The organism is Hyphomicrobium sp. 99 (assembly GCF_000384335.2).
Classification (GTDB): Bacteria; Pseudomonadota; Alphaproteobacteria; order Rhizobiales; family Hyphomicrobiaceae; genus Hyphomicrobium_B.
On record NZ_KQ031382.1, the window covers coordinates 2,526,353 to 2,545,221 of the forward strand.

General features: G+C 58.0%; 20 protein-coding genes and 1 pseudogene. 13 read left to right on the forward strand and 8 right to left on the reverse strand.

Going from position 1 to position 18,869, the window contains the following annotated elements:
• Positions 1-2: 2 nt before the first annotated feature.
• Genes G359_RS12110 through G359_RS12120 form a run of 3 tightly spaced genes read left to right on the forward strand, consistent with a single transcriptional unit; the run spans position 3 to position 2,200 of the window.
• Positions 3-1,100, forward strand: a complete 1,098-nt coding sequence (locus tag G359_RS12110) for a PilN domain-containing protein (protein WP_045836338.1) — start codon at positions 3-5, stop codon at positions 1,098-1,100.
• Complete coding sequence (gene gspM, locus G359_RS12115; protein WP_045836339.1) at positions 1,097-1,675, forward strand: type II secretion system protein GspM; 579 nt, start codon at positions 1,097-1,099, stop codon at positions 1,673-1,675. The genes G359_RS12110 and gspM overlap by 4 nt, the downstream gene beginning before the upstream one ends.
• A gap of 3 nt (positions 1,676-1,678) precedes the next feature.
• Positions 1,679-2,200, forward strand: a complete 522-nt coding sequence (locus G359_RS12120; protein ID WP_045836340.1) for a hypothetical protein — start codon at positions 1,679-1,681, stop codon at positions 2,198-2,200.
• 52 nt (positions 2,201-2,252) lie between these two features.
• Here the strand turns inward: G359_RS12120 and G359_RS12125 are convergent, their stop codons facing one another.
• Positions 2,253-2,729 (reverse strand): hypothetical protein, encoded by a 477-nt coding sequence (locus G359_RS12125; RefSeq protein ID WP_045836341.1) that lies wholly within the window; start codon positions 2,727-2,729, stop codon positions 2,253-2,255.
• A gap of 49 nt (positions 2,730-2,778) precedes the next feature.
• Positions 2,779-3,141: a hypothetical protein gene (locus G359_RS12130; protein ID WP_045836342.1), complete on the reverse strand. Its 363-nt coding sequence runs from the start codon at positions 3,139-3,141 to the stop codon at positions 2,779-2,781.
• Positions 3,142-3,322: 181 nt separating this feature from the next.
• Here G359_RS12130 and G359_RS12135 point away from each other — a divergent pair, with 181 nt between their 5' ends.
• Both G359_RS12135 and G359_RS12140 read left to right on the forward strand, forming a co-directional pair.
• Complete coding sequence (locus G359_RS12135) at positions 3,323-3,907, forward strand: TIGR02466 family protein (RefSeq protein ID WP_256363875.1); 585 nt, start codon at positions 3,323-3,325, stop codon at positions 3,905-3,907.
• 54 nt (positions 3,908-3,961) lie between these two features.
• A complete protein-coding gene (locus tag G359_RS12140; protein ID WP_197077569.1) occupies positions 3,962-4,360 on the forward strand; it encodes a copper resistance CopC family protein in 399 nt (132 codons plus the stop codon).
• Between the two features lie 397 nt (positions 4,361-4,757).
• On the opposite strand, the gene G359_RS12145 is transcribed toward G359_RS12140, so the two are convergent.
• Complete coding sequence (locus G359_RS12145) at positions 4,758-6,761, reverse strand: hypothetical protein (RefSeq protein ID WP_045836345.1); 2,004 nt, start codon at positions 6,759-6,761, stop codon at positions 4,758-4,760.
• A gap of 278 nt (positions 6,762-7,039) precedes the next feature.
• Here G359_RS12145 and G359_RS12150 point away from each other — a divergent pair, with 278 nt between their 5' ends.
• The 4 genes from G359_RS12150 to G359_RS12165 are packed head-to-tail and all read left to right on the forward strand — an operon-like array spanning position 7,040 to position 10,146.
• Positions 7,040-7,903, forward strand: a complete 864-nt coding sequence (locus tag G359_RS12150) for a peptidyl-prolyl cis-trans isomerase (RefSeq protein WP_052699344.1) — start codon at positions 7,040-7,042, stop codon at positions 7,901-7,903.
• Between the two features lie 20 nt (positions 7,904-7,923).
• The gene (locus G359_RS12155; protein ID WP_045837954.1) at positions 7,924-8,883 is read left to right on the forward strand and encodes a HupE/UreJ family protein; all 960 of its coding nucleotides are present in this window, start codon (positions 7,924-7,926) and stop codon (positions 8,881-8,883) included.
• A gap of 58 nt (positions 8,884-8,941) precedes the next feature.
• Positions 8,942-9,526, forward strand: coding sequence for a HupE/UreJ family protein (locus tag G359_RS12160; protein ID WP_045837955.1), 585 nt, complete (start codon positions 8,942-8,944; stop codon positions 9,524-9,526).
• Positions 9,523-10,146, forward strand: coding sequence for a HupE/UreJ family protein (locus G359_RS12165; protein WP_045836346.1), 624 nt, complete (start codon positions 9,523-9,525; stop codon positions 10,144-10,146). The genes G359_RS12160 and G359_RS12165 overlap by 4 nt, the downstream gene beginning before the upstream one ends.
• Before the next feature lie 228 nt (positions 10,147-10,374).
• Here G359_RS12165 and G359_RS12170 read toward each other — a convergent pair whose 3' ends face one another.
• Positions 10,375-10,680, reverse strand: coding sequence for a PadR family transcriptional regulator (locus G359_RS12170; protein WP_045836347.1), 306 nt, complete (start codon positions 10,678-10,680; stop codon positions 10,375-10,377).
• A 165-nt stretch (positions 10,681-10,845) separates the two neighbouring features.
• Here G359_RS12170 and G359_RS12175 point away from each other — a divergent pair, with 165 nt between their 5' ends.
• The 3 genes and pseudogenes from G359_RS12175 to G359_RS21120 form a co-directional block, all read left to right on the forward strand.
• Positions 10,846-11,028 carry a multicopper oxidase domain-containing protein gene (locus G359_RS12175; protein WP_045836348.1) on the forward strand — a complete coding sequence of 61 codons (183 nt, stop codon included), beginning with the start codon at positions 10,846-10,848 and terminating at the stop codon, positions 11,026-11,028.
• 12 nt (positions 11,029-11,040) lie between these two features.
• Entirely contained in the window at positions 11,041-12,273 is a 1,233-nt protein-coding gene (gene chrA, locus G359_RS12180; protein ID WP_197077571.1) for a chromate efflux transporter, read from the forward strand.
• Positions 12,274-12,581: 308 nt separating this feature from the next.
• A pseudogene (locus tag G359_RS21120) lies at positions 12,582-12,995 on the forward strand (MFS transporter); the annotation flags it as partial.
• Positions 12,996-13,106: 111 nt separating this feature from the next.
• Here G359_RS21120 and G359_RS12190 read toward each other — a convergent pair.
• Genes G359_RS12190 through G359_RS12200 form a run of 3 tightly spaced genes read right to left on the reverse strand, consistent with a single transcriptional unit; the run spans position 13,107 to position 16,428 of the window.
• On the reverse strand, positions 13,107-14,315 hold the full coding sequence (locus G359_RS12190; protein ID WP_045836349.1) for an SAM-dependent methyltransferase: 1,209 nt from the start codon (positions 14,313-14,315) through the stop codon (positions 13,107-13,109).
• On the reverse strand, positions 14,312-15,088 hold the full coding sequence (locus G359_RS12195; protein ID WP_045836350.1) for a DUF1365 domain-containing protein: 777 nt from the start codon (positions 15,086-15,088) through the stop codon (positions 14,312-14,314). Before G359_RS12195 ends, G359_RS12190 begins: the two co-directional genes overlap by 4 nt.
• On the reverse strand, positions 15,085-16,428 hold the full coding sequence (locus tag G359_RS12200) for an NAD(P)/FAD-dependent oxidoreductase (protein WP_045836351.1): 1,344 nt from the start codon (positions 16,426-16,428) through the stop codon (positions 15,085-15,087). The genes G359_RS12195 and G359_RS12200 overlap by 4 nt, the downstream gene beginning before the upstream one ends.
• 191 nt (positions 16,429-16,619) lie before the next feature.
• Between G359_RS12200 and G359_RS12205 the strand changes: the two genes are divergently transcribed.
• Positions 16,620-17,423, forward strand: coding sequence for a DUF1295 domain-containing protein (locus G359_RS12205; protein ID WP_045836352.1), 804 nt, complete (start codon positions 16,620-16,622; stop codon positions 17,421-17,423).
• A gap of 54 nt (positions 17,424-17,477) precedes the next feature.
• Here the strand turns inward: G359_RS12205 and G359_RS12210 are convergent, their stop codons facing one another.
• A complete protein-coding gene (locus tag G359_RS12210; protein ID WP_045836353.1) occupies positions 17,478-17,876 on the reverse strand; it encodes a DUF2177 family protein in 399 nt (132 codons plus the stop codon).
• Positions 17,877-18,869: the final 993 nt, after the last annotated feature.

The window sequence follows — 18,869 nt, forward strand, 5'->3', positions numbered from 1 at the left end:
CCATGACCGTAGACAAACTCTCGAGCGCCATCGCTCAGCTTTATGCGCGGTGGATCCGCGAATTAAGCCGCATACTAACGGCCCACAGCTCGGGACCGCGCGGCTGGAGCACGCTTCTGCTGAGCACTCCTGGAGGAATGTCGGTGCACGTCAGCGACGCGGGCGCGAGGGGCCCTATCCTAACGCTCTCGGCAAACGCTGCGCCGGAGGAGGTCGCAGCGCTCCGAAAGCGCGCCATCCAGCAGGCGAACAAAGACCGCAAGCGGGTCCTATTGCGCCTATCGGCAAACGACATTGTCGACCGCACCGTTCAAATTCCTGCTGCCGCAAGCGATGTCATCGGACCCGTGCTGCGAAACCAGATGGAACGCATCGTCCCATGGCCGGTTGACGCAACCTGCTACGGTTATCAGATCGTCGGCAACAACCCCAACGCCCCGGACCAGCTCGACATCTACGTCGCAGCAACGACGCGAAAAATCGTCGACACCGCAGTGCATCGGGCCTATGCGCTCGGACTGAAACCTTATGCCGTCGATTTCGCATCCGAACCCCAAGCGGCGACGGGCATTGAGCTTTTGTCCTTGGAAGCCGATGCGCTGCAACAGACCGCGCAAGTCCTCCACATCGTGTTGATGGTTCTTCTCGCAGCGAGCGTCGCGATAGGAAGTTTCGGCCTCTACTCATCCTTCGACCGCATGTCTCAGAACGACGAGCTGGAAGAGAAAATCGTCGCCGGCAAATCTCAGATCGAGGAAATCAGGAAGCTCAACGAGGAAAATACGCGACTGAAGGAACAGCGAGAGCACCTGACCAATCGCAAGATCGTCGAGCCACCGGCATTTCTTTTACTCGAAGCCATGAGCCGGGCGTTGCCAGACAACGCCTACCTTACCGAGTTTGAAATTCACGGCCGCGAGACGCGGATCGTCGGAAAATCCGATGATCCAACGGCATTGATCACGAAGCTCGAGGACAGTCCGCATTTTGAGGACGTTCGCTTTTCCGCTCCGACAACCCGCCAAGAAGGTGACACCGTCGGAACGTTCTCCATCGTCAGTCGCGCTCAAGGCGGCGCGCAATTGGAGGCTCAGCCATGAACGCGCGCTCCGAGATCTCCGCCAGCGTTGCTTCCCTTACGGCATTGGCAGGCGTGCTCGTGCTCATGGCACTGTTCGCGGCCATGCCTTTCGTGCACTTGCGCTCAATCGATGCCGCCATAGCGGAACACCAGGAGATCCTATCGAAACTCCAGCAGCAGTTGGCCAGAGAGGGAGAGATTCGCAAAGAGAACAGCGAATTGGCCGTTCTCGGACAAGACACGGATCTGCTGCTCAAAGGTGAAACCACCGGAATCGCGGGCGCAAACCTGCAAAAATTGATGAATAATCTTGTCATCGCTCACGGCGCAGCCGCATCAAGTTTTCAAATCCTGCCACCGCAGGAGGAAGGAAATTTAGTGCGCATTCCCATGAGTCTTTCGATCAGCGTCGGCGTCGATGGACTGCGCGATATTCTTTACAGCTTGGAGGCGGGCACACCGTTGATCTTTCTCGATGAGATCACCATTCGATCGAAGCAGGACGATTTCCGCACTCCAGATCCGCATTACATCGGCCCATTCGATGTGACGCTTCAGTTGAGCGGCTTTTCTCAGAAGAACGGGGCACCCTGAGGGATGAAGCAGTACCGCCTCCACCTGATGATTATGGCTTGTCTGGCTCTTGCTGCCCTAGTCTGGTTCGACAACCAGCAGCAAAGCACCATGAGCGCTGTGTCGCCCATCGCATACGGCGAACCGCAGAGTAACACCGATCCTGGCGGGTCATCGGAAGATGAAAGCAAGGCCTCGAGACAAATCTCGATCGGCAATCCCTTGGCTTCGATCGCGAAGGATGAACTCAGGGACACCGTCGAGCGCCCACTGCTCGCCCCGAGCCGCAGGCGACCAGCCGAGACACAAGCTGCAAAGCGCCAGGACGGAACGTCGGCCGATGAGAAGCCAAGCTATGAATTGCTCGGTGTGGTTCTCAACGACGATCGCGCAATCGCGCTCATGCGCAAAGCCCCCGATGGACCCAGCTTCCGAGTCGAGATTGGGGACACGGTGGGAAGCTGGCGCGTTGCGAGGGTGGAATCAGCGTCCGTGTTTTTAGAGCGCAGCGATGGCAATTCGCTCGCTGTGCCCCTCAAACGCTAGGGCGACGAGCCAGCACATGGCATGTGCATCAACAAGCACATGCTCAGATAACTTATTCGTCCGGACCGCTTCCGACATTTCGTGGAGCAGCACTTTTCTTGTCCTCGGCATAAGCCTGACGAGGCGCCTCTGGAGCAATCCCCGCGGTCGCGCGCATGACGGTCTTCGGCTTGCGGGTGCCGTAAGCAGCGTCGATGATCATGACCTTCTCGATACCGCTTACGGTATTGGCTGAACGAACGATAACGTGATTGCGGTTGCGAAGCAGGCGCTCGAGAATGCTGTAGAGGTCCCCCGAGAGGGTCGCGGACAGCGTGTCGCCGCCCTCATCGACCTTCTCCACCCCGCCAACTTCGAATCCGTATTTCTCACCCAAGTTCTGAAGGACGTCGTTCACGGCCACGTCCTCAATCGTTAGGGTGATGTTCTCCCTCGGGCTTTCGCCAGCGACTGTCACGCTGGCAGCAAGCAAAGGTTGCGCAGGAAGCAGCACGACACAAAGCATCGCTGCTGACATTAATCGCGACATTGGATCACCTCATTCCGCCGGAGGGTTCAATAAGCACGAGGGCCGGCGGCTAATAGCAGCCATTGCGCATCATGCAGTCGGTATAACGCCAGTTGTCGTAGCCCCAACGCTCATACTGCCAGCTCTCCCAACCGCGTCCCAGTACCATGCTGCAGCGGCGCGCCTGACTGACACATCGCTGGTAGTCTTTGCAGATTCCATCATGGCGGTGATAATGATGCACGCCGACCTTCGCGTCCCATCCCAACTCTCTGCGACAGTGAAAGCCGTGAACTTTCGTCACAGCGGAGTTCGGTTGATTGATTGCACCCATGGCAGCAAAGGGCAGAGCTGAAACGCGTAAGACGAACGTTGCGGACAACGCGGTCGCAATCGAAACAACAACGAGAAGACGACGGCAAACCTTTAGCATTTCCCCTCCGCAACGATTTTCGCGGCGGGACAATGCCGCGATGCCGGTCGGCGCGCTACCGAAATATTCCGCTGCTTCACTGTCATCGGTTGTTCACAAGACAAATGCAAAAGGGCGCGACTAACCTCGGAGACACTAAGCATTCATGTGCCAAATTGCTCAGCTATTTCCCACGCCAGTGATGCGCGTTGAAAAGCTTTTGCATGAAGACCTGATACGCCGGCTGATCCGGGAGTTCGCCGCTTCGCGCAAGCTTGATAACGATAAATCAAACCAACTCTCTCATAGCGAAATTATGAGCCCCAGCGCTCGAGAGTCGTTTCTCGAGGTGAGCGAGCTCATCCGGCCCAAGCTTGTCGAGTTCGGAGCCTTGCTTTTCGGCGAAGACCTCGAGTGGGCGATCAAAGAGATCTGGATCAACGTCCTCGAAACCGGCGGAAAGCAAGCGATCCACACGCATGCGAACAGCTTCGTATCGGGCGTGCTCTACCTGACAAGCCCCCATCGCTCAGCAAATCTCGTCTTTCACAAAAGCCTCGGCGGTTCCGATTTCATTTTCAGCAATCAGAACAAGAATGTGAAATACGGTCCGTTCAACGGCAGCAAATGGGCGATGCCGACGATCGCCGCCGGGGACCTCGTTTTATTCCCGAGCTATCTTCTCCACGAAGTGCCGGTGAACCTCGGCGAGCGGCGCATTTCGGTCGCCTTCAATGCGATTCCGAAACGGCTCGATTCCTTCGGTTACGCGGTCAACTTCTCTTGAAGCTTGATGACGCTGCTTTCTAGACCAAGACCCCTCGTCCAATAGAAGATGATCATGAGAACCGTAACCGTGCTCGGCGTCCACATCGCCATGCTCATGCTTGGCACATCGCTAATCACGGCGGCGCAAGCGCGCGCTCAGGAAATGTACGACACGTCCGTTCCATCCGTTGGCGATATCCTGAGCGAACCCCCGACCACGATGAACATCAATTTCTCGGAAGCGATTCATCTAACCGACGTCCGGCTTGTCGGTGTCGACAACGGGCGTGAGATATGGCCGATCGAATGGGTAAAGACGGATGAGGACGTCTTCAAGGTCGAGATGCGGGTCACCAAGCCGCTGCCGCCCGGCAAATACCAGATCGAATGGATCGCCGATGTACGGCAGCACTATCACTCGGATGGCGGTGTCATTCCCTTCACCGTCACGTCCCGAGACCAGCCGCAGTAAAGCAATACGGTAATGCCCCTGGCCGTACCTCCCAAAGATGCCGCGCCATCAGATATTCGTTGAACATCAACCACCGCGCTGTCCCGAGACAGGCAAGTAGCGGCTTCGAATTCTCCCCCGCTACAATCGCGATAAGCCGCCCCGGTCGTCACGGTTCTTGCGCCGATTTCGATTAATCGGATGCCGCCGTGCCAACAACTGCCGTAGCGCTTGGTGGGCGGCGCATGAGCCCCAGAAATTTTTCATGCTTTGAAAAGAATACATGGAGCAGCTCGACGAGCAGCGACTCCTGCGTATCTATCTTTTGAGAAAAAGAAAACTGGGAGCCGGAACCGGCCCCCAGTCGTATCGCTTCGGAAGAGGATGCGACCGTGAGATCACGATCGCACCTATGCCGTTAGTTCTTCGCGAGCTGCTGTGCGAGCTCGGCGTTCTTTTCAACCAGAAGCTTCGGCTGATCGGATACGCGGATGAAGATCGGGTTCGTATAGAACCACAGATCCGCCCAAGCTGCGACGTCGTAGCTCGAGATCTTCTGACCGTTCAAGACCTGCATGTGCGCCGGGCAGGCCTTGTCTGTGCAGGGGATCGTGTTCTTCGCGTCCGTGACTGCCGTCGGATCTAGATCCGCCAGCGGGTTGCCCTGAGCATCCGTCTCGAGCGGCGTCGAGCGCGGCAGGTTGGTGCCGCGGGCACGGATGTACTGGTTGCTCTGGACGTTCGGGATAACGAAGCTCATCGTCCGCTTCTGGCCCTGCTTCGTCCACTTGCTGCCATCGAACGTGGCGTAAATCGCAGCCGTGGAGTTCGTCGGGTCCGTGTACTTCGGATCAGTCGGCGCAATGACGCCGGTGACCTCGCCGCGGATGAAGTCGACATGGTCGAGCTTCGGCTTGTTCAGCGGCTGCTTGATGCCGACCTGGAGCAGCGACGGGTTGTTGAACTTGTACGGCGAGTTGTTCGCCTTGTCCGTGTCCTGGACCGTGAGTGTGATCCGAACGGACTTGCCGCGCGGAACGACCAAGGTCTCGCCCATTTTCGCAACAGTCGTCGCTTTGTTGCAGGACTTCTTGTTCTTATTGTCGCATTCCTCGACAATCTCTGCCTTGTACGACAACTCGCCAGAGATCAGGTCACCCGAAACCGAGAACGAGTTACCGGCGCGCACACTGTCGACGATATACTGCGGACGCAGCAAAACTGAACGGCTGCTGGGACGCGGGATGTAGAGCTTCTGATATTCACCAGGGTAGAAGTCCTGCGTCGATTCACGAACGTACGGGCTGAACGCGCCGCGGTTATGCCAATCGGAGCTGGCATAGAAGAAGAAGTTGCGGCCTTCGCCAAGCATTGCATCCCACAGGCCGCCAATCTTTGCGCCGTAAATGCCGACGCCGCCGTAGGTCGTTACGCCAGCGGAGTCGATGCCCGCGCCGCCGAAGTTCTTGCGATACTCGCCGCGGTTGGCGCTGGCCTGATGGCCCGGCATCGTTTCGAAGCCGACCGCAACCGTCGGACCCGCGTTATTGAAGTCGCGGAAGTGCTCGACGTTGAAGCCACGGTTGCCGTTCGGATCAAACACGCCGGCGCGCTCGACGTGGGCAGGAACGAAGTAGCTCTGCAGCGGATAATTTGCCTGCATCCAGGCAACGCTGGGAACAGCTTTGTTGTTGTGGTTCGCAGTGCCCTGGCCGGTACCGGACGCATTCGCGACCTTGCCCTTCCAGATGCCGCTGTTGGCGACGCCAGGTGTGCCGCCCGGACCGCTCATGTCCGTATCGCTGCGATCGAACCGATACTCGAACTCGGCGAGCGCGTCGACATTGCCCGTCTTGCCATTCCAATCCCAAGCGCGCTGCGCGCCGAGAACCGTGCTGCTGACGTGCTCGTGGCCGGGAGAGTTCGTCTCGAGGCCAACGTACAGCATTGGATTTCTAAGCTTCTTCGACATCCGCGAAACTTCAGGATACACGTATTCCTGCAGCATCTGCCAACGCCACATGGCGCGGTGAGGCAGGCCATCGGGAGAGTACGAAGTCGAGTTCACGACATCGCCTTTGATTGCGGCGGCGCCGATCGTCTGTTCCCAGAGCTTGCCGCTGCCCGTCTTCGACGAATCGCCTTCCGGATCGTCGTAGCGGCAGTCGCGTGTATAGCTGCCACCGTGACCAGACTGTGCCATCCAGTCGAGATCGAACGTATTGATCGACTTGGTGATCATCGTCTCGAGCGAGGTGGTGCCGTCGGTGCAGGTGGTGTGGTTGTGAAAGTCACCCGCCATATAGCTGTCGGTGTCCGCGGAACTACCGGCGTTGGCCGGCGCGAAGCCGGCAACGCTGGCTGCGATGACCAGCGCCGACGCCTGCACGACGCGGCGACTGTAAGAATCTGATTTCGACATACCCTCTCAATTTCCCCTTTAGCCTCAAGATTAAACCGCTTCAGAGCGGAACGCGCGACGGATAGCGACCGACCGTGACAGAGGTCTGAAGGAAAAATAACAGCGTACCGGAAAAACGTCGCAGGGCACGTTGATCGAAACTCACTTCGCATCATCGCCTTGCACTGTCATAGGCTCGACATCTCAGTGCGCTTAATCGCGCTTCGCTCGGGTAGTGAGTGCCGGCCAAACGCTGCCGAATTCCGCGACCGAGACGTTAGGGGAGTCCAATTTAAGTTATGACTTTCACGCCGCCTGCCGACGGCAGCACGATGCCGTCAACAGACGCTCCACGAAATTCAGCATTTGCAAGTTTGGCGCGCGAACCGCTTCTGCACTTTCTGCTGATCGGCGCGCTGTTGTTCGCAGTCCACGCAGCCGTTACTCCATCTGTGAGCAAAGAGCGGCTCATTGAAGTGACGCCTCAGGTGCGGCAATCGATCATCGACCTATATAAAGAGAAGCACGACGTCGAGCCCAGCAAAGCCGAGCTCACGCGCCTGATCGATAACTGGATCCTCAACGAGGTGACGTATCGTGAGGCGCTCGCTCAAGGCCTCGACCGGGGCGACGATATGATCCGCGAGCGGATCATGCAAAAAATGCGCCTTCTCGTATTCGGCAACGTCAACGTCGAAGAGCCGACCCAGAAGCAACTTTCGGATTGGTTCGAAGAGAGGCGCGCTCAGTACGACGTTCCAGATTTTGTCAGCTTCTTCGAAGTGCCTTTCACCGGACCAGACGCCGAGTCGCAGGCAAAATCAACACTTCAGCAGATTGAATCCGGCAGCGAGCCGGAAGAGGTGCGGTTGCGAGCGCAAGTTTTTGCCGACCGTCCCACACCAAGTCTCGAAGCATCTTTCGGCAAGACATTTCTCGACCAACTCGCCGCACTTCCAATCGGCAAGTGGACGACCCTGCAATCGCCGGGTGGCTGGCATATCGTCCGCGTCGACTCGTTCAATCCCGGCCACGCCGCTCAACTGGACGAGGTCCAGACCCAGCTCATCAACGAGTGGAAAGACGACCGCGCGCGCCGCCTAGGCGTGGCCGCCATTCGGGATATGGCGAAGGCCTACGTCATCAGGCGCGATGAGCCATGATTGGTACTACTCGAAGCGTAATCGCCGGCGTCCCAGCACTCTTATTGTTATTGCTGACCTTCCTCGGCTCCCATTTGTATTCTGCGGGCATGGCATCGGCTCACGAGGCTTCGATGGCCGTGATGACGTTGCGCGAGATGGCGCCTGGCCGCTACTTTACACAGTGGACGATGCCACCGACAGAACTGAGCTATCATCCGATTTTTCCCGAGCACTGCGTCTGGAATGCGCCCGATCTCAACTGTGGAGAAAAAGGTCTGGTCGGTCAGCTCAGTTTTACCGGCCTCGGCAGCAAGCAATCGGCGGCGATGATCCGAGTCATCGCCAAAGAAGGCCCGGTGCAAGCCTACACCGTCAGCGCGGCCAATCCTGTGGTGACGGTTGCTCGCGATCCCGGCCACGATCTGAATGCCTGGCTCGACCTTGCGAATACCTATGTCAATCTCGGCATCGATCACATCCTGCGTGGCATCGATCACCTGCTATTCGTTCTCGGGTTGATCTGGCTTGTACGCGGGCCATGGATGCTCGTTCGCACCATCACGGCCTTTACCATCGCGCATAGCTTGTCGTTGGCCGCAGCCACATTTGGATGGGTAGGTGTTCCCGAGCGGCCGCTCAATGCAGCCATCGCACTCAGCATCGTTTTTGTAGGCGTGGAGATCGTCAAGCTTCAGCGCGGTCAAATAGGTCTTACGGCTCGCTATCCCTGGTTTGTCGCCTTCATGTTCGGCCTTCTGCATGGACTGGGCTTCGCCACAGCGCTCACCGGCATCGGTATTCCGCAGGCGATCCTGCCGATGGCCCTCCTCTTCTTCAATGTCGGCGTCGAGATCGGACAACTCCTCTTCGTCCTGCTCGTGCTCGCGCTGATCTGGGCTCATCGCACAACACAATCCATGCTGCCTCAATGGGCTGCAGCGTTACCCGCCTACGCCATCGGTAGTGTCGCCTCATTTTGGTTTCTCTCGCGCATCTGAAAGCCAAAGATTTCCGGAAGGAGTTAACGACGTGAAAGACGCTTCGCTCAGGACGAGCATGGCATTGGCCACGATATTCGCGCTGATCCCGCTCGCGCCTGCCCTCGCTCACTCGGGAACAGGCACGTCCGCTGGTCTATTGTCTGGCTTCATGCATCCGATCACCGGAGTGGATCACCTCGTCGCCATGGTGGCAGTCGGTTTATGGGGCGCTCAACTCGGCAATCCCGCGATCTGGATACTGCCGATTACGTTCCCGCTTGTGATGGCGATCGGCGGTCTCCTCGGCGTCTCGGGGATCGATCTGCCCTTCACGGAAATCATGATTGCAATCTCGGCAATAGCGCTCGGGCTCATGGTCGCGACCAAAACCCGCCCGCCGCTTTGGGTCGCTGCCCTCCTTGTAGGCGTCTTCGCTATTTTCCACGGCTACGCGCATGGACGCGAGCTGCCTGAAGCGGCCGATCCCCTCGCCTTCGGTGTCGGCTTCGTCATCGCCACTGGTCTCTTGCATCTCTGCGGCATCTTGATCGGCGTACTCACCCGTTGGCCTGCCGGCGCAAAGCTCGTTCGAACCAGCGGCGCCGCAATTGGTGCAATCGGTGGATACTTCCTCTTGAGCGCAATGGGATTGGTCGCTTGAAAACCGGAACACTAATCCGCACCGTTGCTGCGGCACTCGTACTCATTGGGGCGCCCGCGAGCGCCGATGCACATCTCATCAACACGTCCCTCGGCGACTTTTACGGGGGCGTGCTTCATCCGCTCTCCGGTCCCCAGGACGTGGTGCCGTGGTTTGCGCTCGCGATACTTGCCGCGATTCAGGGTCCGCGCAACGCGCGCTGGTTGCTGTTCGTATTTCCGATCGCGCTTGTGGGAGGAGCACTGCTGTCGGTCGTTGCACCGGCTTTGCCGATCTCACCCGCATGGAGCCTTGCAGTCATCGTCGTCACGGGCCTGGCTGTTGCGGCAGCCGCCAAGCTTCCGTTCCCGGTCTTTCTCAGCCTCGTGACGCTCATCGCGCTGCTGCACGGCTATTACAACGGCCAAGCGATGACGCAAGACACCGACCACTTCCTATTCATCTGCGGGATCGCCGCTGTCGGTTATGTATTCGTTACGTTAATTACGGCCCTCGCCATATCGTTCCGCCAGGGCGGCGGCGAATGGCGACTGATCGCGCTGCGGGCAAGCGGGAGCTGGGTCGCAGCGGTGGGCATCATAATGGTGGGACTGCAACTGCGCACTTCTTCACCCATGTAAGACAGCCCGGCGCGGCCGCCGCCACAGATCTGTTTGGCGGCACACTTCATCCGCGCGCAGACGGCGACGAAGAAGTCTTGGATGCTATTATCCGTGCGGGTACGAGCCGAAAGCGATGGCGCGCTTTAAAGAGCCGTCGCCGCGTTGTTCTTTAGCCAATCGACACTGGCAGACGGGGACTTGGTGGAGAGGGCGTTTGACCCGAAGCTGAATCTTGACGGCACGCCGTCACCGCTCCTCGAGCAACTCACCGACGAGCTCCCGCAACTTCTCTTTGGCATCTTCCAATGCGGCGCGCCCCTGGGCCGTTGTGCGATAGAGGCGCCGCGAGGTGCGTCCCATCCGTTTTTCGCGTGAACGAAGATAACCCTTCCGCTCTAATGCATGCAGCATCGGATAGAGAGTGCCCGCGCTAAGGCGATAGCCGTGCCGCGCGAGTTCCTCAGTGATCCATTGCCCGTAGACCTCGCCTTCCGCGGCATGATGCACGATGTGAAGCCGTATGAAGCCGGACAGCAAATCCTGATGGGCCATCGTCAGTTCTCTTCACTCCTATACGATTATGAGGTAACGAACTCGAATTCCGATAGTGTAGATCCCACATCGGCGCCAGCCAAGAAGAAGAGTTGACTATGACGTTATCGGCTCTCACTATCGATTTTAGATATTGATGGCCGATAGTTATAAGAAGGGTCGAGCATGTCCTGGACCGACGTGATGCGAACGAGCGCTCCCGGATCCGTTCTCAAGGACGTCGTGATGCTCGGCGGGTTTCAGGAGATCGAATTCGACTTCGTCGCCGACAATCCAGGTATGACCCTCTTCCACTGTCACCAGCTGCACATGGACTTCGGGTTTATGACGCTTTTTAATTATGCGTAAGTGAAACAGCCCGTGACCATCGCCGCGAACACGATCACCAAAGACGAGGACCGACGGACAGGTTCGCCATTGGAAGTCCTCCTTGTTTTTTTGCGGCTGGGCCTCACGTCATTTGGCGGGCCTATCGCGCATATCGGGTATTTCCGCGAGGAGTTCGTGGTTCGCCGCCGTTGGCTCGACGAGCAGGCTTACGCCGATCTCGTCGGGCTATGTCAGTTCCTGCCCGGCCCCGCGAGCAGCCAGGTTGGATTTTCCATCGGCCTAATGCGCGCCGGCTATATCGGCGGCCTTGCGGCATGGATCGGCTTCACGTTGCCGTCTGCCATCGCGCTCGTGCTCTTTGCATATGGCGCGCACGCGCTCAGCGGCCCGACCGGTATCGGGCTGCTGCACGGGCTCAAGCTCGTTGCCGTCGCAATCGTCGCCCAGGCCGTATGGGGCATGGCACGCACCCTATGTCCCGACCGCGAACGGGCTTCCATTGCGCTCGTAGCCGCGATGGTCATCCTGTTCAGTTCGTCTTCAACCGCGCAGATCGCGGCTATCGCACTGGGTGGAATCGCGGGGCCATGGCTTTGCCGCGGGGCGCCGCCGCCAGCAACTGGACATATCTCTGTGCCGGTCTCGCGCACCGTAAGTCTCTTGGCGCTCTCCGCCTTCTTTCTCCTGCTCGTCGGCCTTCCCCTCATGCGTGGGCTCGGAATATTGCAGGGCATAACATTCTTTGATGCGTTCTACCGCTCTGGCGCGCTGGTCTTCGGCGGCGGTCACGTGGTGCTGCCGCTGCTGCGTGAGGCGTTTGTAACGCCCGGCTGGGTGAGCAACGATGCTTTCCTGACTGGCTATGGCGCCGCGCAGGCCGTTCCCGGACCACTCTTCACCTTCGCAGCCTATCTTGGCGCCATCGTGCAGCCATCGACCTACGGGATCGCGGGCGCTGCACTCGGCCTGATCGGCATCTTCCTTCCCGGCATGCTGATCCTTATCGGCGCATTGCCCTTCTGGGATACCTTCCGCAGGCGCGCCGGCGCACAGGCCGTGATGCGCGGCGTCAATGCAGCGGTGGTCGGATTGCTTGGCGCGGCGCTTTACAATCCGGTCTGGGTTAGCTCGGTTAAGACGCCTGGGGATTTTGCAATCGCGCTCATCGGCTTTGTCCTACTCACCGTCTGGCGCGCACCACCTCTCCTCGTCGTTATCGTTAGCGCCATCGGTGGCATCGTTCTTGTGCAAGTCGTGACATGAGGTGAAGGGCCCATGGCCAAGGCCAGCGACGCAAGGATATTTTGCCGGCCTGTCGAGAAACACGTTTCTTCTCGCCTTTTCTAGCCTGTTCGCTGACATCTCAACAGAGATGCTCTACCCGGTCCTGCCCGTCTTTCTGACGCAAACGCTCAAAGCGAGCGGCAGCATCGTGGGCCTGGTCGACGGTTTTGCCCAGGGCCACACAGAATATCGTGCAGGGCTTTTCGGGTGCGCTGTCGGACAAGCTGCAAAAACGCAAGCCCATCGCGCTGGCCGGCTAATTCCTGGCGGCCATCGCCAAGCCGCTGATGGAGCTTTCTTCGGTCTGGCAAGGTGTGTTCGGCGCGCGGTTCCTCGACCGGCTCGGCGCTGGCACCTGCTCTGCCCCGCGAGATGCGCTCATCGCATCATCGGTGGAGGAGAAAGACAGAGGCCGGGCCTTCGGGCTTGAGGGCTTCGGCGACAATGCAGGCGCATTCCTCGGGCCGCTGCTTGCCGTGTATCTCCTCTATGCGCTGCACGTCGAGATCCGCACCATCTTCTATCTCGCGATCATCCCCGGCCTGTTAGCCTTATTGATGGTGCTGCTCGTCCAGGAGCAGCCGGTGACGGTGGCTGCCAAGTCAAAGATCGACGTCAGCCTCCGGCGGTTACCGATCGGCTATTGGAAATATCTGCTGGCGACGGCTATTTTCGGGATTGGCAATTCCAGCAACGCGTTTCTGATCCTGCGGACACAGGACAACGGTGCTTCCCTCGAAACGACGATCCTTATCTACGCGGCGTTTTGGAGAAAACCCGGCGGCCCGCCGCGATGCTGGATGTTTGCTCCCTTACCGCACAAACTTAAAGAGCTTCACGTCAACGGTACCGGAGAGAAAACCGACTTCACAATACGTAAGATAATATTCCCACATACGTCTGAACCTCTGATCGAAGCCCATGCTTTCGATGCGCGGCCAAGCACAAAGAAATCGCGACCGCCACTCAGCGAGCGTCCGAGCATAACTCATTCCGAACGCCTCATCATGCACCAGCGTTAAGCCCGCCGCAGACGCCAATTCAGCTATCAGCGTGCTGGTAGGCAGCATACCGCCCGGAAAAATGTAGCGCTGAATAAAGTCCGGGTTCTTGCGGTAATTGGCGAAGCGCTTTTCATCGATGGTGATTGCTTGCAAGACCGCGATGCCGCCCTCCTTGAGAACACTGCGAAGTTTGGAGAAATAAGCCGGCCAAAATCGCTCGCCGACCGCTTCGATCATTTCGATGGAGGCGACACGATCGTAACGTCCCTCCACATCGCGGTAATCCTGCAGCCGTAAATCGGCAGCTCCGCTTTCTGCACGCGTTATTTGACCTTGCGCATAGGCAAGTTGCTCGCGCGACAAGGTCAACCCAGTGAGATGGCAGCCGTTGCTGACGATGCGTGCCGCAAGCGAGCCCCATCCACAACCGATCTCAAGAACGCGCTCACCGCCTTCAAGGCCGAGCAGCTCGATGACGCGGTCAAGCTTACGGTTCTGGGCGTCCTCGAGTGTCTCCTCCCCCGTATAGATAGCGGAAGAATAATTCATGCCGGCATCGAGCCATGCCTGATAGAAAGAATTTCCAAGGTCGTAGTGGGCAGCGATATTCCGGCGGCTACCGCTTCGCGTGTTTTCTCGCCGAAGATGGCGAAACCGATTTTGCAGGCGTGTCAACCACGAACCCGCAGCAGCGCGTGCGAGCACTTGCTCGTTGACCATTGCCCACGCAAGGACCGCCTTCAAGTCCGGCGTCGACCACTCACCGGCGAGATAGGCATCGGCAAACCCGTGCTCGCCATCGAACAGCGTTCGCACGAGCGCGCGCCATGAGGAGACCTCGATGATGGCCTCCGGACCCGGGGCATCGCCGCGCCGGCGTATTACTCCACCGTCGGGCAGAGAAAGGTGCAATCCCCCCGCATCAATCGGCGGGATGCGTCGAGCGATGAGCCTCGCGAGAGGCGAGCGCGTTGGAAAACAATCGCCCAGCCGCAAGTTTACGGTCGTATCATTCATTTGGATTTCCTGGCTGGCAGATCGCGGGGCACAACAGTTGCAACGCCATGATTGTAGACTTTCAGACCCTTCAGATAGAGACGCAGCGCGTGCCAATGAATCGCTGCCATCACTTTCAGGGTTAGAAATGGAAACGCGAGAAGTGCAGCGAGCAACGCTCCGTCGGTGAGCCTCCGCCTCGATCCGGAAAGAGCGGTCACGATCACGAGGCCCGAACCGTCGTAACCACGGATCGCCACGTTGATACGTTCGCCAGGTGCGACGACGCTGAACGCGTAGCGCAAGTCCATCCCGAGGAAAGGCGATACGTAGAAAGCCTTTTCACATCGCTGATTGATCGTTCCACTCGCGCCCTCGACAGGGATCACGTAGCTGTGACGCTCGCCGAAAGTGTTGTGAACCTCATAGACGATGGCTTTCAGTTGGCCGCGCGCATCGTGGCAAAAATATATGCTGAGCGGATTGAAGACATAGCCGAGAATGCGGGGCATCGACAGCAGAAGGATCTTGCCGTCGGCGCTAACATTGGCTTTCCGCAAATGCTCTTGGATTTGTGCGTAAAGTGAAGCCTGCCCACCGTCGCCATAATCTCGATCGTAAAAACTCAGCGCATTGAAGCGGTTTCGCGAGAACAACCACAGCGTCTTTGATAGCTTGTCGATTTCGCCCAGGTCGAGGAGGAGCCAGAACACGCGATAGCGCAACAGATGCAGCACGGGGCGGACCCGGCGATGCACCACGGAGCCAGAATAGAGAGCCGAACTCAACGTCATGCGGCAACCTCGTGCGGTTTGAAACCAGCACGAATAACAATGCGGCCGGATTCATCATCGACAGACCAGGGCCGCGGGCATCGAGGATCGATTTGTTCAGCGACGGCGAGTCCGGCCTGCAGACCGTCTTCATGAAACCCATAACCAAAGTAGGATCCACAAAACCAAAGTCGGCGCTGCCCTTGCAGCGGCCATAGCATCTGCTGCGCGGCTATCGCAGCACTATTGAAGAGGGGGTGTTCGTAATAGGTCTCGTAATGGATGTCGTTCGGCTCCGACTGAGGATTGAGAGTGAGAAATATCTGCCGCTTTGTCTGAAGGCTCTGCAAGCGGTTCATCCAATAGGTGATGGTTGGCAACGCGCCGCCGCCGCCACGCGGCTCAATGTAATTCCAGCTCGACCAGACCGAACTCCGCTTCGGCATGAGGGAGGGATCTGCATGCAGGACGGCGCGGTTTCGGCTGTATCGGAACGCGCTAAGTGCAGCGCGCTCCTCAATGCTTGGGTCCACAAGAAGCGCGAGCGCTTGATCGGCATGAGTTGCGATGACGACATGATCGAATCTATCAACCCCGCCGCTCCGGTCCCTAATAAACACGGCTTGCTCGCCAGATCTGACATGGGTGATCGGGTTGCCAATATGGATGCGTTTACGAAACGACGACGTCAGCGTCTCGACGTAATTTCTGCTGCCCCCTGTTACAGTGCGCCAGGCGGGCCTATCCGCTAGCTTTAGCAGGCCGTGATTGTCGTGAAACCGGATAAAGTTCGCGGCCGGATAATCGAGGATTGCGTGCGGCGGCGCCGACCAAATCGCGCCTGCCATCGGCAAGAGATGGTCCTCCCGGAAGGCCCTGCCATAACGGTTTTCATCGAGATACTGACCTAATGTAATGGATCGATCTTCAAGGTTCGGAAGATCGAGAGGAGCATGTTGGTAGAACCTGCGGAGATCCCTCAGCATCGACCAAAAGCGGCCGCTAATGATGTTGCGCGGTTGCGCGAAGAGGCCCCTGAGGTTTGTCCCCGAATACTCGAGGCCGCCGCCGCGAAGAGAAACGGCGAGCGACATTTCTGTCGGCTGCGTTTGAACTTTGAGATGTTTGAAAAGGGCCGTCAAATTCGGGTAATTCATCTCATTGTAGACGATGAACCCGGTGTCGACGAATTGCTGGGAGTCTGGCAGGAGCACTGAATTCGAGTGTCCGCCGATTCTCCGGTCTTGTTCGTAAAGCGTCACGACATGCCGCTGGCTCAGAAGCCAAGCCGCCGACAGCCCGGCTATGCCGCTGCCGATCACGGCAATATTCAGTACTGCCTCGCCAGCAGAGTTGTACATATGAGCTCTCGCGACAGTTGCGGGGGGTAAGTCTTTGAACGCGCATTGGCATTACGAGCGCGACCAAGTTTTGGATCACCTCGCCGTGATCCATCACGATGCGGGAGGCGTAAGCATTAGGTTCGCCCCGGATCGTTTATGGAAACGTTGACGCGTCGCGCTTCGAAGCCAATTTCTACCGCGGAAGCTGAATGACGACATTATCCTTCATGATTGCCCTCATTTATGCGTTCGGCGCCCTCTCATTGGCCATGACTGTCGGATGGTTGGCTTGGAGGAAAACGCGGAACTCCGGATGGATCGACACGACCTGGACTTTCGGCCTCGGACTGACGGCTATAACGGGCGCTTTGCTCGGCGGCGGATTTTCCGGGCGCGCCATGCTCGTTTCAACATTGGTTTTCTTATGGGCCGGCCGGCTCGGGCTCCATATCGCTCAGAGAACGACAGCCATAACAGATGATCCTCGCTATGCACGGCTCATTGCGGAGTGGGGACCGAATGCGGCGCGTCAGATGTTCTGGTTCGCGCAAAAACAAGCGTGGGTGAGTGTTCCCCTCGCGATGTCGATTCTGTTAGCGGCTTGGAATCCGGCAGAAGGGTTACGCCTTCAGGATTTTCTTGGAGCCGTCGTGCTCATCGCCGCTATCGGCGGAGAAGCACTCGCCGACTGGCAGCTCAAGTGTTTTCGCGCAAATCCCGCGAATAAGGGCCGGGTCTACGATCGAGGTCTTTGGCGATTCTCTCGCCATCCCAACTATTTCTTCGAGTGGGTTTGCTGGCTCGCCTATCCGATCGCAGCCATAGATATCCAAGGCGGCTACCCTTGGGGCTGGCTAGCGATCTCCGGCCCGCTCGTCATGTACTGGCTGCTCGTTCACGTCTCGGGCATACCGCTTCTTGAACTGCATATGCTGGCCCGATCGGGCGATGAGTTCCGCAAATATCAATCGCGCACCAACGCATTTTTCCCAGGACCGCCACGGAGCGGTTGATGAAATTGGCGGAGAGAGCATGACAGCAAAGGGATTAGCGGCGCTTTTGAATGTTCACGCGGAGAGGTAGCGCATCGCAACGCTTGCGGCCATGCAGGCAACACCGGTCGCCAACGCTCCCCACGCCATATCAACGACGGTGAGCGCTAAAGACCAATTCCGCAAGGTTGCATAATTCGTGAGGTCGTAAGTACCGTAAGCGACGGCGCCCAAAAATAGCCCACACAGGAATGCCGTCCGGGGCCCTGACGACACGCCTGGCAAAGCACCGAAGAAGACAGCGCCTGCGGCGTAGAAGAGGTAAAAGACGATGGCAGGAGCCAGCCTCATGTTCGTCGCGGCGGAGTCACCGAGAACGGGAAGGTAGAGTTTGGGCACCGTGGTGCTCAGCCAGGCGAAATCCATCAATCCGAAAACGATGAGAAACGCCACGTAACCGATTAGAAAAGCCATTATGACCTGACACCCACCATCGATTTCAATTCGATTTATCTCAACCCGCTCGCCGAATATTTGGGTTGGGGTTCAGCGTGCGCCTTGACGGCAGTCGGCGACGGACAGCCAGCTCAACACCCGCGAATATCGCAACGAGAGCTAAGCACAACATTGGCGAGACAATGGGCATGCTAACGTCCTTTTGTGATCGATATTCTTGCTACGTGCGGAACACACATTTGGATCTCCTGCCTTCGAAGCGTTCAATCAATGGTTTCTCACATCGAGTAACCCCGGCAGCGCTGATCCATCTGGACCGATTTCCGATATCGCCGCCAGGCAACTCTTCTGGATGATAATTCTGCACGGATTGGGGTCATTCGGCCGGACGCAATGTTTGACGGTGATCCAGGCCTCATAAACTTTTGCTGCCTGAGCGGTGAAACGCTCGAGATCCGCACCCGCAAAAGATGTCTTCAGAGTCTTGGCTTTATCCGTTAGCGAGGTTCCGTCGCAAACCTCTATCGCTCCAAGCGCCTCGCCGTATCTCGCTCCCGCTTCTTGAGCCGTAGCGGGGGTCTCCGCGAGGGCGGATCCGTCGCCCGCACAGAGATTAGGAAGCAATAAGAACGCAATGGCCAAGAGGACTTTTATCGAAAGCATCGCATACCCGCACGTCGCGCCAAATACTCTTACTGCAATCCAGTCAAGCTACGATGTTCGGCACCAACTGGATCATAGGCACAGGTTGGTGATTGAACACGTCACAACGGGTTCTTTCAGATCGCGAGCGCCTGAAGCCGAGCGGGCTCTGGCTCGCACCGCGATCCAGTTAGATTTTGTTTTCGCTGGCAGAGCCGCATCGCCAACGCGAGATTTGCCAGCCTGGGTGCTCTTGGGCCCAAGAGCCGAATTGTAAAGGCGCCTGAACCATGCAGGCCATCGAACTCACGTCCGCATCAATTTGGATTTTGAACTCGCGACAGACGTTGGGATCGCGGACAAGGCAGG

Excerpts from the sequence above, each read along its gene's own strand:
- G359_RS12120 (WP_045836340.1), top strand. The coding sequence starts at position 1,679 with ATGAAGCAGTACCGCCTCCACCTGATGATTATGGCTTGTCTGGCTCTT.
- G359_RS12110 (WP_045836338.1), top strand. The coding sequence starts at position 3 with ATGACCGTAGACAAACTCTCGAGCGCCATCGCTCAGCTTTATGCGCGG.
- G359_RS12160 (WP_045837955.1), top strand. The coding sequence starts at position 8,942 with ATGGCATTGGCCACGATATTCGCGCTGATCCCGCTCGCGCCTGCCCTC.
- G359_RS12190 (WP_045836349.1), bottom strand. The coding sequence starts at position 14,315 with ATGAATGATACGACCGTAAACTTGCGGCTGGGCGATTGTTTTCCAACG.
- G359_RS12145 (WP_045836345.1), bottom strand. The coding sequence starts at position 6,761 with ATGTCGAAATCAGATTCTTACAGTCGCCGCGTCGTGCAGGCGTCGGCG.
- G359_RS12170 (WP_045836347.1), bottom strand. The coding sequence starts at position 10,680 with ATGGCCCATCAGGATTTGCTGTCCGGCTTCATACGGCTTCACATCGTG.
- G359_RS12205 (WP_045836352.1), top strand. The coding sequence starts at position 16,620 with ATGACGACATTATCCTTCATGATTGCCCTCATTTATGCGTTCGGCGCC.
- G359_RS12140 (WP_197077569.1), top strand. The coding sequence starts at position 3,962 with ATGAGAACCGTAACCGTGCTCGGCGTCCACATCGCCATGCTCATGCTT.
- G359_RS12175 (WP_045836348.1), top strand. The coding sequence starts at position 10,846 with ATGTCCTGGACCGACGTGATGCGAACGAGCGCTCCCGGATCCGTTCTC.
- G359_RS12150 (WP_052699344.1), top strand. The coding sequence starts at position 7,040 with ATGACTTTCACGCCGCCTGCCGACGGCAGCACGATGCCGTCAACAGAC.
- G359_RS12130 (WP_045836342.1), bottom strand. The coding sequence starts at position 3,141 with ATGCTAAAGGTTTGCCGTCGTCTTCTCGTTGTTGTTTCGATTGCGACC.
- G359_RS12135 (WP_256363875.1), top strand. The coding sequence starts at position 3,323 with ATGCGCGTTGAAAAGCTTTTGCATGAAGACCTGATACGCCGGCTGATC.
- gspM (WP_045836339.1), top strand. The coding sequence starts at position 1,097 with ATGAACGCGCGCTCCGAGATCTCCGCCAGCGTTGCTTCCCTTACGGCA.
- G359_RS12125 (WP_045836341.1), bottom strand. The coding sequence starts at position 2,729 with ATGTCGCGATTAATGTCAGCAGCGATGCTTTGTGTCGTGCTGCTTCCT.
- G359_RS12200 (WP_045836351.1), bottom strand. The coding sequence starts at position 16,428 with ATGTACAACTCTGCTGGCGAGGCAGTACTGAATATTGCCGTGATCGGC.
- G359_RS12210 (WP_045836353.1), bottom strand. The coding sequence starts at position 17,876 with ATGGCTTTTCTAATCGGTTACGTGGCGTTTCTCATCGTTTTCGGATTG.
- G359_RS12195 (WP_045836350.1), bottom strand. The coding sequence starts at position 15,088 with ATGACGTTGAGTTCGGCTCTCTATTCTGGCTCCGTGGTGCATCGCCGG.